17 protein-coding genes are annotated in these 13,220 nt (G+C 60.0%); 8 read left to right on the top strand and 9 right to left on the bottom strand.

Annotated elements, in window-relative coordinates:
- Window positions 1-66 precede the first annotated feature (66 nt).
- A complete protein-coding gene (locus PMI24_RS00690) occupies window positions 67-1,005 on the bottom strand; it encodes a DMT family transporter (protein WP_007950530.1) in 939 nt (312 codons plus the stop codon).
- Window positions 1,006-1,090: 85 nt separating this feature from the next.
- Here PMI24_RS00690 and PMI24_RS00685 point away from each other — a divergent pair, with 85 nt between their 5' ends.
- The 4 genes from PMI24_RS00685 (at window position 1,091) to PMI24_RS00670 (ending at window position 5,379) form a co-directional block, all read left to right on the top strand.
- Window positions 1,091-1,654 carry a helix-turn-helix domain-containing protein gene (locus tag PMI24_RS00685; RefSeq protein WP_007950529.1) on the top strand — a complete coding sequence of 188 codons (564 nt, stop codon included), beginning with the start codon at window positions 1,091-1,093 and terminating at the stop codon, window positions 1,652-1,654.
- A 216-nt stretch (window positions 1,655-1,870) separates the two neighbouring features.
- Window positions 1,871-3,274, top strand: coding sequence for an LLM class flavin-dependent oxidoreductase (locus tag PMI24_RS00680; protein ID WP_007950528.1), 1,404 nt, complete (start codon window positions 1,871-1,873; stop codon window positions 3,272-3,274).
- A 189-nt stretch (window positions 3,275-3,463) separates the two neighbouring features.
- Complete coding sequence (locus PMI24_RS00675; RefSeq protein ID WP_007950527.1) at window positions 3,464-3,778, top strand: hypothetical protein; 315 nt, start codon at window positions 3,464-3,466, stop codon at window positions 3,776-3,778.
- Window positions 3,779-3,951: 173 nt separating this feature from the next.
- Window positions 3,952-5,379, top strand: a complete 1,428-nt coding sequence (locus PMI24_RS00670; protein ID WP_007950526.1) for an FAD/NAD(P)-binding protein — start codon at window positions 3,952-3,954, stop codon at window positions 5,377-5,379.
- Window positions 5,380-5,443: 64 nt separating this feature from the next.
- Here the strand turns inward: PMI24_RS00670 and PMI24_RS00665 are convergent, their stop codons facing one another.
- The 5 genes from PMI24_RS00665 to ppnN all read right to left on the bottom strand — a co-directional run bounded on the left by PMI24_RS00665 (window position 5,444) and on the right by ppnN (window position 9,448).
- The gene (locus PMI24_RS00665; protein ID WP_007950525.1) at window positions 5,444-5,695 is read right to left on the bottom strand and encodes a hypothetical protein; all 252 of its coding nucleotides are present in this window, start codon (window positions 5,693-5,695) and stop codon (window positions 5,444-5,446) included.
- Between the two features lie 108 nt (window positions 5,696-5,803).
- Window positions 5,804-6,538 carry a substrate-binding periplasmic protein gene (locus PMI24_RS00660; protein ID WP_007950524.1) on the bottom strand — a complete coding sequence of 245 codons (735 nt, stop codon included), beginning with the start codon at window positions 6,536-6,538 and terminating at the stop codon, window positions 5,804-5,806.
- 162 nt (window positions 6,539-6,700) lie between these two features.
- Window positions 6,701-7,033, bottom strand: coding sequence for a hypothetical protein (locus tag PMI24_RS00655; protein ID WP_007950523.1), 333 nt, complete (start codon window positions 7,031-7,033; stop codon window positions 6,701-6,703).
- 151 nt (window positions 7,034-7,184) lie between these two features.
- Complete coding sequence (locus PMI24_RS00650; protein ID WP_007950522.1) at window positions 7,185-7,922, bottom strand: response regulator; 738 nt, start codon at window positions 7,920-7,922, stop codon at window positions 7,185-7,187.
- A 152-nt stretch (window positions 7,923-8,074) separates the two neighbouring features.
- Window positions 8,075-9,448, bottom strand: coding sequence for a nucleotide 5'-monophosphate nucleosidase PpnN (ppnN, locus tag PMI24_RS00645; protein ID WP_007950520.1), 1,374 nt, complete (start codon window positions 9,446-9,448; stop codon window positions 8,075-8,077).
- Between the two features lie 211 nt (window positions 9,449-9,659).
- Here ppnN and PMI24_RS00640 point away from each other — a divergent pair, with 211 nt between their 5' ends.
- A complete protein-coding gene (locus tag PMI24_RS00640) occupies window positions 9,660-10,181 on the top strand; it encodes a DUF3087 domain-containing protein (RefSeq protein WP_007950518.1) in 522 nt (173 codons plus the stop codon).
- Here the strand turns inward: PMI24_RS00640 and PMI24_RS00635 are convergent.
- The gene (locus tag PMI24_RS00635) at window positions 10,178-10,564 is read right to left on the bottom strand and encodes a DUF2784 domain-containing protein (protein ID WP_007950517.1); all 387 of its coding nucleotides are present in this window, start codon (window positions 10,562-10,564) and stop codon (window positions 10,178-10,180) included. The two genes, PMI24_RS00640 and PMI24_RS00635, sit on opposite strands and share 4 nt — an antisense overlap.
- A 155-nt stretch (window positions 10,565-10,719) precedes the next feature.
- Here PMI24_RS00635 and PMI24_RS00630 point away from each other — a divergent pair, with 155 nt between their 5' ends.
- Genes PMI24_RS00630 through PMI24_RS29310 form a run of 3 tightly spaced genes read left to right on the top strand, consistent with a single transcriptional unit; the run spans window position 10,720 to window position 11,916 of the window.
- On the top strand, window positions 10,720-11,418 hold the full coding sequence (locus PMI24_RS00630; RefSeq protein ID WP_045121617.1) for an AzlC family ABC transporter permease: 699 nt from the start codon (window positions 10,720-10,722) through the stop codon (window positions 11,416-11,418).
- On the top strand, window positions 11,415-11,729 hold the full coding sequence (locus PMI24_RS00625; RefSeq protein ID WP_007950515.1) for an AzlD domain-containing protein: 315 nt from the start codon (window positions 11,415-11,417) through the stop codon (window positions 11,727-11,729). The genes PMI24_RS00630 and PMI24_RS00625 overlap by 4 nt, the downstream gene beginning before the upstream one ends.
- 40 nt (window positions 11,730-11,769) lie before the next feature.
- Window positions 11,770-11,916, top strand: coding sequence for a hypothetical protein (locus tag PMI24_RS29310; RefSeq protein ID WP_007950514.1), 147 nt, complete (start codon window positions 11,770-11,772; stop codon window positions 11,914-11,916).
- 46 nt (window positions 11,917-11,962) lie between these two features.
- Here the strand turns inward: PMI24_RS29310 and PMI24_RS00620 are convergent, their stop codons facing one another.
- Together PMI24_RS00620 and PMI24_RS00615 are read right to left on the bottom strand one after the other, a co-directional pair.
- Window positions 11,963-12,235, bottom strand: coding sequence for a hypothetical protein (locus PMI24_RS00620; RefSeq protein WP_007950513.1), 273 nt, complete (start codon window positions 12,233-12,235; stop codon window positions 11,963-11,965).
- 267 nt (window positions 12,236-12,502) lie between these two features.
- A complete protein-coding gene (locus PMI24_RS00615) occupies window positions 12,503-13,183 on the bottom strand; it encodes an SOS response-associated peptidase family protein (RefSeq protein WP_007950512.1) in 681 nt (226 codons plus the stop codon).
- Window positions 13,184-13,220 lie beyond the last annotated feature (37 nt).

The following is a 13,220-nucleotide window of genomic DNA, read 5'->3' as shown; positions in this document are numbered from 1 at the left end:
CCAGCTCCCGGATCGCCAAACGCGAGGATGTCTCTGAATCCTACAAAGTAGCCGTAAAACCCGCGTTTAGCCTTCGGTCTCGTGCTCCAATTCTTCCGTGACCGTTTGTGTCTCTTTGCCTTTGGTCTTCAATTCGCTGACGATCACCGCCGCCACGATCAGTCCCGCACCCACCAATGCAATCGCTGGCAGACGCTCTCCCGCGATGCGCCCGACGATCCCGGCCCACACCGGCTCACCGGCGTAGATCAAGGTCGCGCGGGTCGGCGAAACACTTTTCTGCGCCCAGTTCATCGCTACCTGAATCGCCGCACTCATCGCGCCCAAGCCCAATGCGGTGCTCAGCAATAGCCACGAGAAATCCGGAATCGCCTCGCCGGTCGGTACCACCATCAAAAATGACAGCACCGAAGTCGTTGCCAACTGCACGACCGTTACGCGGCGCACATCGACCTGCCCGGCATAGTTACTGATCAGGATGATTTCGGCCGCTATCGCAATGGCGCTGATCAGCGTGGCGATTTCACCGGGGCTGAAATTCAGCGAAGCGCCGGACGGCCCGGAAAGCAGCATCAATCCGGTAAACGCCAGCATGATGCCGATGCTCGGCATCAAACCCGGGCGCCGACCGAGAACCAGCCATTGCAGCAGCGGCACGAATGGCACGTACAACGCGGTGATGAACGCCGACTGGCTGCTCGGGATGCTCTGCAAACCAACGGTCTGCAAGCCGTAACCGAGCATGATCGCCACGCCGATAAAGGCGCCGGCCTTGAGTTCGAACAAGGTCAGTTCACGCAGATGTTTCCAGGAAAACAGCGCAACGATGCTCGCGGCGGCGGCAAAGCGCAGACCGACGAAAAACATCGGACCGCTGACGGTCATCGCGTGCTGCACCAGCAGAAAAGTGCCGCCCCAAAGCATGGTGATCAGCACCAGCACGCACTCGGCTTTGCTGAAACGGGAAAACCGCAGGGGAGTTTGGAGGGAGTTGGCTGACGTCATGACCTTGCGCACTTTTGAGGAGGAGACGCACAATGCGCCAAATGTTGCGCAGTATACTGCCCAACCCCAGCCAGTGAGCAATATAGTGCACAAAGATTCCGTTCAGCGGGCTTCGGTCCTGCAACACGTCAGCCAGAATGTCCGGCGCCTGCGCCATGCCGCCGACATGAGCCAGACGGCCCTCGCGGAAAAGTCCGGGGTCAGCCGGCGGATGCTGGTGGCCATCGAGGCTGGCGAAAAGAACGTCAGCCTGACCACCCTCGACCGCGTCGCCGAAGCTCTCGAAGTGGCCTTCAGCGATCTGATCCAGGCGCCGGACAACCGCGATCCCGGTCGTATCAACGAACTCGCCTGGGCCGGCAGCATCCCCGGCAGCAAAGCCGTTTTGCTGTCCAAAGCCAACGCCACTCGCGCGGTGGAACAGTGGGAATGGTGCCTGCAACCGGGCGAGGTCTATCCCTCGCAACCGGACGCCGAAGGCTGGAGCGAGCAGATTTTCGTGTTCGAGGGCTGCCTGACGCTGATGCTCGGCGACCAACCCCAGCGCATCGCGGCCGGGGAATTTTTCATGTTCGCCAGCAACCAGCCGCACACCTATCGCAATGACGGGGAAGTGGCGGCGCGGTTCGTGCGCAACGTGGTGATCTGACTGTTGCAGGGCCGACAGCGGATAAACAGTTTGCTCCATCTTGCGTGCAGACTGCTTTAGGTTGTTATCTCAATCTATTGATAAATAAAGAAAATATATTCAGGCATGACTCCTGCTATGGGTTCTGGATCCTCATCCGGAAACCACGGAGTCGCCTCACATGACCGCCTCAATTCACACCTTCAAACGCCTCCTGACAATCGGGAGTGCCATCTGATGCCCCGCGAAATTCGTCTCAACGCCTTCGACATGAACTGCGTCGGTCACCAGTCGCCGGGCCTGTGGGCTCACCCTCGGGATCGTTCCTGGCAGTACAAGGATCTGGAGTACTGGACCGATCTGGCGAAAATCCTCGAGCGCGGCAAGTTCGACGGTTTGTTCATCGCTGACGTGCTGGGCATCTACGACGTGTACAACGGCAATGGCGAAGCAGCCATCCGGCAGGCGGCGCAGGTGCCGGTCAACGATCCGTTGCAGTTGATCCCACCGATGGCGCTGGTCACCGATCACCTGGGCTTCGGTCTGACCGCTTCGTTGTCCTTCGAGCATCCGTATCCATTCGCCCGACGCCTGTCGACCCTCGATCACCTGACCAAGGGCCGAGCCGGCTGGAACATCGTCACCTCTTATCTGGAGAGCGGCGCGAAGAACATCGGCCAGCAAGCCCAGACCGAACACGACGCGCGCTACGACTTCGCCGAGGAATACCTGGAGGTCTGCTACAAACTCTGGGAGGGCAGTTGGGAAGAGGGTGCGATTTTGCGGGATCGCGAGCGGCGGATCTTCAGTGACCCGAGCAAGATCCACGAGATCCGCCACCACGGGAAACACTTCCAGGTGCCGGGCATTCACCTCTGCGAACCGTCGCCGCAGCGCACGCCGGTTCTCTATCAGGCCGGCGCTTCCAGTCGGGGCAAGCAGTTTGCCGCCGAGCATGCCGAATGCGTTTTTGTCGCTGCCCCGTCGAAAGTGCTGCTGAAGAAAACCGTGGCTGACATCCGCCGCCGCGCCGCCGAGGCCGGGCGCGATCCGTCGAAGATCCTGATTTTCAACCTGCAAACCGTGATCCTCGGCGAGACCGACGCCAAGGCCAAAGCCAAGTTCGAAGAATACAAATCCTGGGTCAGTTACGAGGGCGCGATGGCGCTGATTTCCGGCTGGACTGGCATCGATTTCAGCCGCTTCAAACCGGACGAACCGCTCAAACACGTGCATACCAACGCCATTCAGTCGGCGGTCGAGGCTTTCTCCACGGCGGATCCGAACAAAGTCTGGACCCCCAACGAACTGGCCGATTGGGTCGGCATTGGCGGCTTCGGCCCGTTGTTCGTCGGCAGCCCGGAAACGGTGGCGGACCTGTTGCAGGAATGGGTCGACGAAACCGACGTCGACGGCTTCAACCTGGCCTACGCACTGACCCACGAAACCTTCATCGACGCCGTGGAATTGCTGGTGCCGGAGTTGCAGAAGCGCGGTGTCTACAAGACTGAGTACGCGCCGGGGACCTTGCGCGAGAAGCTGTTTGGCGAAGGGCCGAGACTGCCGGAGATTCATCCGGGCAGCGGCTATCGAAACCTCGGCGAGCTGCATCGGCAGGAGAAAAAAGTCGCGTCCGTCTAGATGTCGATGGCTGTTCAGCTATGAGGAATGTGATGAGACCACTCGTCGGACAAAGCAAGGAACCTGTAATTTCTGACAGTAGACGTTGATTGGGGAGCCGCTCCTAATAAGCAGGAGCGCGCGTCAAGGCAGGTAATGCCTGTCAGCACGAAGCGACTTTAACGAAAATCAACTGAAAGGAATTCACTTATGTTAGCTCGCCTCAAAATCGTAGAAGCTGATAAAAACAGGGTTATTAAACTTTCGGAAATTGACTCTCACGCTACTGGTGTGATCCCTCCTGTACCAAACCCGACTCAAGGAGATAGGGCAGATGTTTATGCCGGCGGTAAGAGTATCGCTCAAGTACCACTCAATCTCTCCGGTGAAACCAGATTTCCAATACCGAAGAGTGTTTTATTGGACTTCGCGGGTATTATTGTGACCTCGTTTTATTACACGGCCGAGGACCAATTCGGTAATTCTGAGGAATCCGAGAAGGAAGATTTTGTAATTAAACACTAAAACACAGTCAGCAGGAGACTCCCCCCGAAATGCCCGGCTCGATTGATGTCGACCGGGCATTTTCTGTGTCTTCGGTTTTGGCTTTGTTTAATTAAGTTGCCGCCAATAGCTTCCTGAGAGCTATCAGCGATGGTATTACCCTCATTCACTCCTTTGCGAACGGTGAAAACCGCATGAATGAGGTTTCAAATGAGCATTCGACCACGTCTGTCAGTCACGCCGACATCCTGATTGTCGGCGGCGGCCTCAGCGGCACGATGCTGGCGCTGCAATTGCTGCGTTTGCCGGGGCGCAGAACGATTCTGGTGATCGAGCCCCGGGCCGAGCTGGGCCGGGGCGAAGCGTACAGCGCGTTGGAACTGGGCCACACGCTCAACGGCAACGCGGCGCGGATGAGCGTTGACCCGGACAATGCTGATGATTTAACCCAATGGCTGACCGCTCACATTGCCGGTGGCGGCTGGCCGGAGTCGGATCAGCAACATGTGCCGGTCAGCGAACTGTTTCCGCCTCGGGGTTTGTTCGGCGTGTACGTGCAGCAGCGTCTGGCGGAGGCGCAGCAGGTGGGCGCGCAACACGGTTCGACGGTCGAGCATGTGCGCGCCGAAGTGGTCGATGTTCAGGCCTCCAGCGATTCGGTTCAGCTCACCTTGAGTGACGGTCAGCATTTGCTCGGGGCTTTTGCCGTGCTGGCGACTGGGATGTTCCCGGCTGCCCGGACCCCGCAAAAAGAATCCAGCGGTCTCAACGCGGCGGCACTCGATCCGTGGGATGTGAGCGCCATGCGTCAACTCGATCCGCAATCGACGGTGCTGATCATCGGTTCCGGCCTGACAATGGTCGATGCCGTGGTGTCGCTGGAACAGGCCGGGCATCGCGGGCCGATCGAGGTGTTTTCCCGGCACGGGTTGCTGCCCCATGTGCGTCGGCAACCGCCCGCGTGGGTTGACTTCCTCGCCGAGGATTACAGCATTCGCACGCCAAGGCAGTTACTGCACGAATTGCGCCGACATTGTCGCGACGCCATCGCTCAAGGCATTGACTGGCAGGCGCCGCTCGACACCGTGCGTGCGCACATTGGCCGGTTATGGAGTCAGGCCAGCGATGTGCAGCGCCGGCAATTCGTGCGGCATGTCCGGCCGTGGTGGGAAAGTCATCACCATCGTTCACCGCCGCTGAGTGCGGAACTGGTCGAGCGTCTGCACCGTGAAGGACGATTGCGCATTCATGCGGCGTCTTTTAAGGGTCTTGAGCCGGTATCGGGCGACGGTGTGAGTATCCGCATTCGCCCTCGCGGTGAGACCGAAACCCGCGTGGTGCAGGGTGCGGCGTTGATCAATTCCAGCGGTATCGAATACGACTGGCGCCGGGTCGCCCGACCTTTGCCGCAGCAGTTGCTGGCGCGCGGTCTGGTTCGACCGGGCCCGTTGGCGCTGGGCATCGCAGCCGCGGTGGACGGCGCGGTGCTGGATGTCGAGGGCCGGGTCTCGAACCGCTTGTTCGCCATGGGCCCGCCGTTGCGTGGCATGTGGTGGGAGAGCACAGCCGTCACCGACGTGGCATCGCAGGCCAAGGCACTGGCCGCGCGATTGGTACGCTGACGGCCAAATGCAAGAAACCCCGCTTCGGCGGGGTTTCCTGTTTCTGGCAGCTCAAACCGATCACTCAGTAGCGCTGATATTTGGAACCGAATTCCGGGCGGTTTTCCGCGACGTACAGTTTGGTCTGTTCGGCGTTCTGTTGCAGTTTCAGGTTGCCCATGTGTTCGGCATCGATGCTGACGGTGTCAACGTTCAGGGTGCCGGACTGGCCAACGGTCGCCGCCGCGACAACCGGGGTGTTGGCGTGTGGGGCTGCGATGGCGGAGGTGGCGCCGATCAGGGAAACGATGAAGCCGAGTGCGATGATGTCTTTCATGATGTTGCTCCAGAGAGTGGGGAGAAGATGGAGCCCACTCTAGTGCTGGAGGGTTTTGATGTGAAAACACCCTTGCGCATAGTCGTTATCGAAGGCGTTGATGCCTGATCAGCGCGGTAGGGTATTGCTCAGCCAGCGCTGGCGCAGCTGCTCCAGACGGCCGTCGGCCCGCAATGTATCCAGCGCCTGCTGCCAGCGTGCGACCTGTTTCGGATCGGTCTGCGGCGAAAACGCAATGTAGGTGTTCTGCTTCATCAACGGGATCTGGTACTGCAAGCGTCCCGGCTCCATGCCTTGTTCGCGGGCGAGGGCAGCTTTGGACCAGGTATCGGAGACCACGAAATCGGTACGCCCCAGGCTGAACAGTCGCATCATCTGTTCCGGAGTTTCCACGCCGTAGAGGTTGTTCAGGTCTTGCCCTTGCAGGTAGCTGTAGACCAGCCATTTGCGCGGCACGGTGATCCGGCCCAGGTGATCGGCTTCACGCAGGCTGTGCACGGGAGGCTGGAGATTGTCGCGGGCGTACAGCGCGGTTTCGACTTCGATCAGCGGCCCGACCCATTGATAGCGATCGTCGCGGTCGTCGGTACGCAGCACGGTGAATACGCCGGTGTCGGGCGTGTCGCTGGCCATGCGCAGGGCGCGCAACAGCGGGACTTGTTGCAGATGGATGCGGTCGCCGGTCTGGGTCGCCAGGGCCTGCACCACGTCAACACCGAATCCTGCGAGCTGATTACCTTGCATGAAATGCAGGGGCGGATGGTTGTCGGTGAGCAGTTGCAGGTCCGCCGAGTTGGCCGTCAGGGCCAGCATGGACAGCAGACAGGCGGCAAATCGTTTCATGGATCGTCCCTGAACAAATCAATCGCGCAGCTTAGTACGAGCCATGACGGCTGTCGTGGGGAAACAGCGGGGCTTTTGTGTCAGAGAACAAGGCTTATCGGTAGTGAACGCTGCGGGGGCAGAGCGCCCCCGGCAGGAATCGACAACGGCGGGTACAAACGATCAGTAACGCTGGTATTTGGAACCGAACTCGGGACGGTTCTCGGCGACCAGCACGCTGCGGGCCGAACGTTCGCGCAGTTCCTGAAGGCGATCCGCACCACCCTCGGCGACGCGTTCGCGCAGTTCCTGCAAGCGGTCGGCACCGCCTTCAGCGACGCGTTCACGCAGTTCCTGCAAGCGATCCGCGCCACCTTCGGCAATGCGATCCTTCTGCAGGTTTTCCGAGCCGTACTCGGCAACCAGCGGCTGGGAGCTGGCGGATGCCAGGTCGGCCAGGGCCAGACCGCCGAGCAGGCTGATTGCGAGTACCAGGGATTTCGAGGACTTGAACATGGTGCTTCTCCTTGCGTTTGAGATGAGTGAACCAGTGCTTTCTGGTGGGTTCATTCAAACGCGAGGGTGTATCGCTGATATGTGGTGTTACGGCCCGAAAACACGGGTTACGTATCTGCGCGGCGAATTCATACAGAGCGATACAAATCCGTCAGGATTCGGCGAGCATCTCCACGGCGAAGGAGAACACATAACCCTCGTTGCGCACGGTCTTGATGTAAGCCGGCTCGCGGGAATCGTCCAGCAGACGCTGACGCAGGCGGCTGACCAGCAAATCGATGGAGCGATCGAACAGGTCGGCGTCGCGACCCTGGGTCAGGTTGAGCAACTGGTCGCGGCTGAGCACCCGTTGCGGATGATCGAGAAACACCCGGAGCAAGCGATATTCCGCGCCGCTGAGGGCGACCATGGTGTCGTCTTCATCGAGCAGATGGCGGGCGGTGGTGTCCAGGCGCCAGCGGCCGAACGCGAGCAGGCGCCCGGTTTCGGTGATCAGCAGATTGGGTGGCAGCATTCGCGTGCGGCGCAGCACGGCGTTGATCCGCGCCAGCAATTCGCGGGCAGCGAAGGGTTTGGTCAGGTAATCGTCGGCGCCCATTTCCAGGCCGAGGATGCGGTCAGTCTGGTCGTCGCGGGCGGTGAGCATCAGGACCGGGATCGCCTTGTGCTTGCCGGCGCGCAACTCGCGGCACAGCACCAGCCCGTCATCGCCGGGGAGCATGATGTCGAGCACGATCAGGTCGACCGTGTTGGCTTCCAGAAAACTGCGCATCTGCCGGCCATCGGCGACCACGGTGCTGCGCAGGCCGTTCTTGGTCAGGTAATTGCCGACCAGTTCGCGGATCTCGCGGTCATCGTCGACGATCAGGATGTGGTTGATGTGATCCATGGTTCACGCTCTTTTTGTGGGAGCGAGCTTGCTCGCGAAAGCGGTCCGTCAGTCAACAAAGATGCTGAATTCGATGGCCCCTTCGCGGGCAAGCCCGCTCCCACAGTGTTATGGGATGCCCTGAAGAATGGATCAGGGTTGTGCATTGATGGTCAGGACACCACGCGATAGCACGGCACATACGCCGCGCCGCCCGGCAGTTTCATCCGGTGCTGGGCGACGAAGGCTTTGAGCAGCAGATCGAGCGGCTGCATGATCGCGGCGTCGCCACGGATCTGGTAAGGCCCGTGTTCCTCGATCAGGCGGATGCCCTTGTCCTTGACGTTGCCGGCGACGATCCCGGAGAACGCGCGGCGCAGGTTGGCCGCCAGTTCATGGGGCGGCTGATCGCGGTGCAGCTTGAGGTTGGCCATGTTTTCGTGGGTCGGATCGAACGGGCGCTGGAAGCCTTCGTCGATCTTCAGCAGCCAGTTGAAGTGGAACGCATCGGCGCGTTCGCGACGGAACTGCTTCACGGCCTTCAGGCCCGCGGTCATCTGCCGTGCCACTTCGGCCGGGTCGTCGATGATGATTTCGTAGTGCTTTTTCGCTGCTTCGCCGAGGGTGGCGGTGACGAAGGCGTCCAGTTGTTCCAGGTATGGCGCGGCATGTTTCGGCCCGGTCAGGATCACCGGGAACGGCAGGCCGGCATTGTCCGGGTGCATCAGGATGCCCAGCAGGTACAGGAACTCTTCGGCGGTGCCGGCGCCGCCCGGGAAGATGATGATGCCGTGGCCGACGCGGACGAAGGCTTCCAGGCGCTTTTCGATGTCCGGCAGGATCACCAGTTCATTGACGATCGGGTTCGGCGCTTCGGCGGCGATGATGCCCGGCTCGGTCAGACCGAGGTAGCGGCCGCCATGAATGCGCTGCTTGGCGTGGGCGATGGTCGCGCCTTTCATCGGGCCTTTCATCACGCCGGGACCGCAGCCGGTGCAAATGTCGAGGCTGCGCAGGCCCAGTTCGTGGCCGACTTTCTTGGTGTATTTGTATTCTTCGGTGTTGATCGAGTGGCCGCCCCAGCACACGACGATTTTCGGCTCGACGCCCGGACGCAGGGTGCGCGCGTTGCGCAGCAGGTGGAAGACGTAGTCGCTGATGCCCTGGGAGGTGCTGAGGTCGATGCTCAAGGCGTCGAGTTCGTTCTCGGTGTAGACAATGTCGCGCAGGGCACTGAACAGCATTTCCCGGGTGCTGGCGATCATTTCGCCGTCGACGAAGGCGTCGGCCGGGGCGTTCAGCAGTTCCAGGCGCACGCCGCGATCCTGCTGGTGGATGCGGATTTCGAAGTCTTTGTAGGCTTCAAGGATGGTTTTTGCGTTGTCGACATGGGCGCCAGTATTGAGGATTGCCAGGGCGCACTGGCGAAAGAGGGTGTAGGTGCTGCCGGTTCCGGCCTGGCTCAGTTGCTGAACTTCACGTTGGGAAAGGGTTTCGAGGCTGCCCTTTGGGCTGACCGAGGCATTGATTACGTGTCGTTGGGTCATGCAGTGATCCTTAAAACGATGTCATTGCCGGCATGGCCAATGGCATCCGAATAGTGTGTATCCATGAATGAAGATGGCACGATCTGCGTGGTATCGCCATGTCCCCGTTGGACGTTGAAAAGATGAAAAGGCGCTCCAGCATAGCTAAATCCGCCTCAGAGGCGATAATGCGCCGGCCTCTTTTTATTTCAAGCCATGGAAGCCTGTCGCGATGTTCGAGATTCAACCGATCGATGCCATCACTTATCGCCAACAGACCCGACGCAGCACACTGATCATCGCGGTGCTGTTTCTGGTGCTGGCGATGGCGTTTTCGACGGCGGCGGTGGCGCTGTTCGGCGAGCCGGGCGGGGATAATCTGCGGTTCAATGTCGGCGGGGTGTTTGGCGCATTTCTGCTGACGGCGGCGTTGCTGCGCGGGCGGTTCTGGAACCAGACCTGGATGGCCCCGGCGGTGTATGGCTGGCGGCTCAAGCGCAGCCTGATGAGCGTCACCAACGTCATGCATCAGGTGACGGCGGCGGTGGAGAAGGGTGATCCGGTGGCGATGAAGGTGCTGCGTTTCTATCACCTCGGCCTGACCCAGATGCATGAACTGGACGGCAACTCCAGCGATCACGCGCAATTGCATCGGGAAGTCGAAGCGCACAAGGCGCGGATGGAAGCGCTCGGTCTGGACACCGATCAGACGCGCCTCGATCCGGCTTGGCTGGAAACCTTGAAAGCGCGCTAGAACGGAATGCGCGCGGCGCGCCGGAGTTTCCAGCGGCGAATCAGGCGCCCGTAGACCAGCAGGTTGACCACCAGCACCACGCTGCCCAGCACCAACTGAATCTGCGGCGTCAGCCCGGCCGGGTAGATGATCGGCCAGATGTAATGCTCGATGAAGCCACCCGCGTATTCGGTCTGCCCGGCGGCGTGGCGCATCAGGTTTTCCCAATAGGTCAGCGGACAGGTCAGGTGCAATACCTCGACCGCCACGCCCCAGGCCGCCGCCGGCAAATGCAGCCACATCAGCCGCGGCCACTTGAGCACCAGCAGCCCGCCGAACAGCACGAACAGAATGAACAGCAAATGAAACAGCACCAGCCCGTCGGCGGCTATTCGATACAGCATGTCGTCTCCCTGACGCGTGTGTGAATGGTTGCCATGTTACGCCGGTAAACGACTGACGGAAGGAAGGATTTGCGCCAACTGCGCAAGATTGTTCAAGCCATGAACGGGCGTTTGCTGGCAGAGTCCGGGGTCTTGTCTCACGGTTGAAGAGTGTTATGTCTGACTCATTAATGCCGCGCAGTGCCTTTCTTCGCGGAGCCGCGGCGATCATGCCGTTATCCCTGGCGACCGCGCCGTGGGGGCTGCTGGCCGGCTCCATGGCGATCGAAGCCAACCTCACGCCGCTGCAAGGGCAGGGCCTGTCGAGCATCGTGTTCGCCGGCGCTGCGCAGTTGGTGGCGATCGGCATGCTCAAGGGCGGCGCGGGGATTTTCTCGATTCTGCTGACCACGCTGCTGCTGACCTCGCAGCATCTGCTTTATGGAATGAGCATGCGCCACGTGATTTCGCCGTTGCCGGGGCGCTGGCGCATTGGCCTGGGCTTTTTGCTCACGGATGAACTGTTCGCCCTGACCAGTCAGCACGACCGCCAGCAGTTCAACCGCTGGTACGCCCTGGGCGTCGGCCTGACGTTCTACATCGCCTGGAACCTCTTCACCCTGGCCGGCATCGTGCTCGGCAGCAGCATTCCGGGGCTTGAACACCTGGGGCTGGATTTCTCGATTGCCGCCACCTTCATCGCATTGATCACCCCGGTGGTGCGCAATGTGCCGACGGTGGTCTGCGTGGCGGTGTCGCTGTTCTGCTCGGTGCTGTTCAGCTACTGGCAATGGGGTTCGGCGCTGGTGCTGTCGGGGCTGGCCGGCATGACCGCCGGGTTTATCTGCAACAAGCTGTATCGGGAGCGCACATGATGGTCTGGGCAGTGATTATCGGCATGGGGATTCTGGTGTTCCTCAACCGTTACGTGTTTCTCGAACCGCGCCTGCCGGTGCGCTTGAGCAGCAACGCGCGGCAATTTCTCGGTTTTGCCGTGCCGGGCATGTTGACCGCGATTTGCGGGCCGATTGTATTCATGCCCGACAAACAATTGAACCTGCAGTGGGACAACCCTTATCTGCTGAGTTCACTAGTGGCAATCGGCCTGGTGATCTACACGCGTAGTACATTGCTTAGCATGCTATTGAGCATGGCGTTCTTCTTTCTATTGCGCTGGTGGCTTTAAGTTCTACGCTTAATGGATGAATTCCATTAGCGAGGTGAACATGGCAACCGAGCAGAAACGTCCCGAAGAAGATGACGAACCGAGTGAAGAAGAGATCGAGCGGGAGAAACATAAGGAGCAGACCTGGAAGCATGACGACAGCCGCGAGTTGTCCGACCGTGATCAGGAACGCCCGCTGAAACCCTGAACGCCACAACGAAAAAGCCCCGCGATTGCGGGGCTTTTTCGTTTCATCAAAGATCTTCCAGCTGCGTGAAATCGGGGTGGGAGGCCCGATAACCCAAGGTCTTGTCGATCCAGGCATTCAGCTCGTTGACCATCACCGGCGGGTGGCAGGGATAGCTTTCGAGGGTGGCGCGCAGGATGCGGTCGATGTCGGGTACGTCACGCAGGTTTCGAGTCTTTATGTAGTGGCCGATAAAACAGTCGAGTTGAAAGCGTTCTGTCGTAGACAGATGAATACACTCCAGGCCTGTGACCTGTTTGATTGCAAAATCGTCGCGCAACTTAGTTCTCTGCAAGGCTTGTTAGTTTGTGGGGTATTCCTGGTTTTGCTGACTCTTTGGTCAACTGGTATGCCAATAGGAAATGCGGCGCGCATGCTATCCGTAGTGTTTCTAAAAGTATGTATGACGATTGAAATGTCAGACAGGCGGTTAGTTCACTCAAACGACTGTTTCAGCTCCCTGTTTCGCGAATGAAACACCGCGTGTAACGCGCAGGATTCAATTCGTGGATTCCTGTTCTTGATAACGCACCGCACCGGCATTTATTTACGTCACCGCTTCAATCAATTCCGCGCCCTGATTGCGGGAGTTGCCCACCGCTTTGCCGACTTTGTGCCATTGGAACGCTTCGCTGGGTTCGGCTTCGAACAGCAGCATCTGCTCGGCGCGTTCGGTGGGCGTGGCGGGATCGAGCCATTCGTGCACCCGATCGGCGCACAGCACGATCGGGCGCCGGTCATGCACATCGAGCAAGCCGCCTTCGCTGTTGGCGGTGATGATGACGAAGCCGTCGTCTCCCCGTGGAGGTTCGCCGGGTGTCGGAAACTGGCCGATGGCGGCACAGAAAACCGGCTGATGATCGGCCCGACGAATCAGCCACGGCTGTCGGCTCTTGTCGGGTGCATCGACCCACTCGAACCAGTTGTCGACCGGCACGATCAGCCGATGACGCCAGATCGCTCGAAAGAACGGCCCGTGGGCGACTTTTTCCACCCGCGCGTTGATCGGCGCGGCGCGATCCTTGGCCCAGTGCGGGCGCCAGCCCCACCGCAGATTGTCGGCGTAGAGCCGTTGTTCGTGCTGATGGAGGATCGCCAGTGACGTGGTGGGCGCGGCGTTGTAATGCGCCAGCGGTGCGTCGCCGACATGATTGATCAGCGCGTCGGGAATGCTCAGCACCGCGACGAAATCGTGGATGCCCCGGTATTGCGACAGTCTTCCGCACATCGGCCGACCCTCCGGCGAACAGCTGCCTGAAGGTTTG

The sequence above is a fragment of the Pseudomonas sp. GM25 genome, assembly GCF_000282255.1.
GTDB classification, from domain to species: Bacteria; Pseudomonadota; Gammaproteobacteria; order Pseudomonadales; family Pseudomonadaceae; genus Aquipseudomonas; species Aquipseudomonas aphyarum.
The sequence above is the reverse complement of the archived record's forward strand: the minus strand, read 5'-3'. Positions and strand labels throughout refer to the sequence as shown.

What these genes read in the sequence shown, in the direction of transcription:
- PMI24_RS00690 (WP_007950530.1), bottom strand. Translation starts at nt 1,005, where the DNA reads ATGACGTCAGCCAACTCCCTCCAAACTCCCCTGCGGTTTTCCCGTTTC.
- PMI24_RS00680 (WP_007950528.1), top strand. Translation starts at nt 1,871, where the DNA reads ATGCCCCGCGAAATTCGTCTCAACGCCTTCGACATGAACTGCGTCGGT.
- PMI24_RS00675 (WP_007950527.1), top strand. Translation starts at nt 3,464, where the DNA reads ATGTTAGCTCGCCTCAAAATCGTAGAAGCTGATAAAAACAGGGTTATT.
- PMI24_RS00670 (WP_007950526.1), top strand. Translation starts at nt 3,952, where the DNA reads ATGAATGAGGTTTCAAATGAGCATTCGACCACGTCTGTCAGTCACGCC.
- PMI24_RS00665 (WP_007950525.1), bottom strand. Translation starts at nt 5,695, where the DNA reads ATGAAAGACATCATCGCACTCGGCTTCATCGTTTCCCTGATCGGCGCC.
- PMI24_RS00660 (WP_007950524.1), bottom strand. Translation starts at nt 6,538, where the DNA reads ATGAAACGATTTGCCGCCTGTCTGCTGTCCATGCTGGCCCTGACGGCC.
- PMI24_RS00655 (WP_007950523.1), bottom strand. Translation starts at nt 7,033, where the DNA reads ATGTTCAAGTCCTCGAAATCCCTGGTACTCGCAATCAGCCTGCTCGGC.
- PMI24_RS00650 (WP_007950522.1), bottom strand. Translation starts at nt 7,922, where the DNA reads ATGGATCACATCAACCACATCCTGATCGTCGACGATGACCGCGAGATC.
- ppnN (WP_007950520.1), bottom strand. Translation starts at nt 9,448, where the DNA reads ATGACCCAACGACACGTAATCAATGCCTCGGTCAGCCCAAAGGGCAGC.
- PMI24_RS00640 (WP_007950518.1), top strand. Translation starts at nt 9,660, where the DNA reads ATGTTCGAGATTCAACCGATCGATGCCATCACTTATCGCCAACAGACC.
- PMI24_RS00635 (WP_007950517.1), bottom strand. Translation starts at nt 10,564, where the DNA reads ATGCTGTATCGAATAGCCGCCGACGGGCTGGTGCTGTTTCATTTGCTG.
- PMI24_RS00630 (WP_045121617.1), top strand. Translation starts at nt 10,720, where the DNA reads ATGTCTGACTCATTAATGCCGCGCAGTGCCTTTCTTCGCGGAGCCGCG.
- PMI24_RS00625 (WP_007950515.1), top strand. Translation starts at nt 11,415, where the DNA reads ATGATGGTCTGGGCAGTGATTATCGGCATGGGGATTCTGGTGTTCCTC.
- PMI24_RS29310 (WP_007950514.1), top strand. Translation starts at nt 11,770, where the DNA reads ATGGCAACCGAGCAGAAACGTCCCGAAGAAGATGACGAACCGAGTGAA.
- PMI24_RS00615 (WP_007950512.1), bottom strand. Translation starts at nt 13,183, where the DNA reads ATGTGCGGAAGACTGTCGCAATACCGGGGCATCCACGATTTCGTCGCG.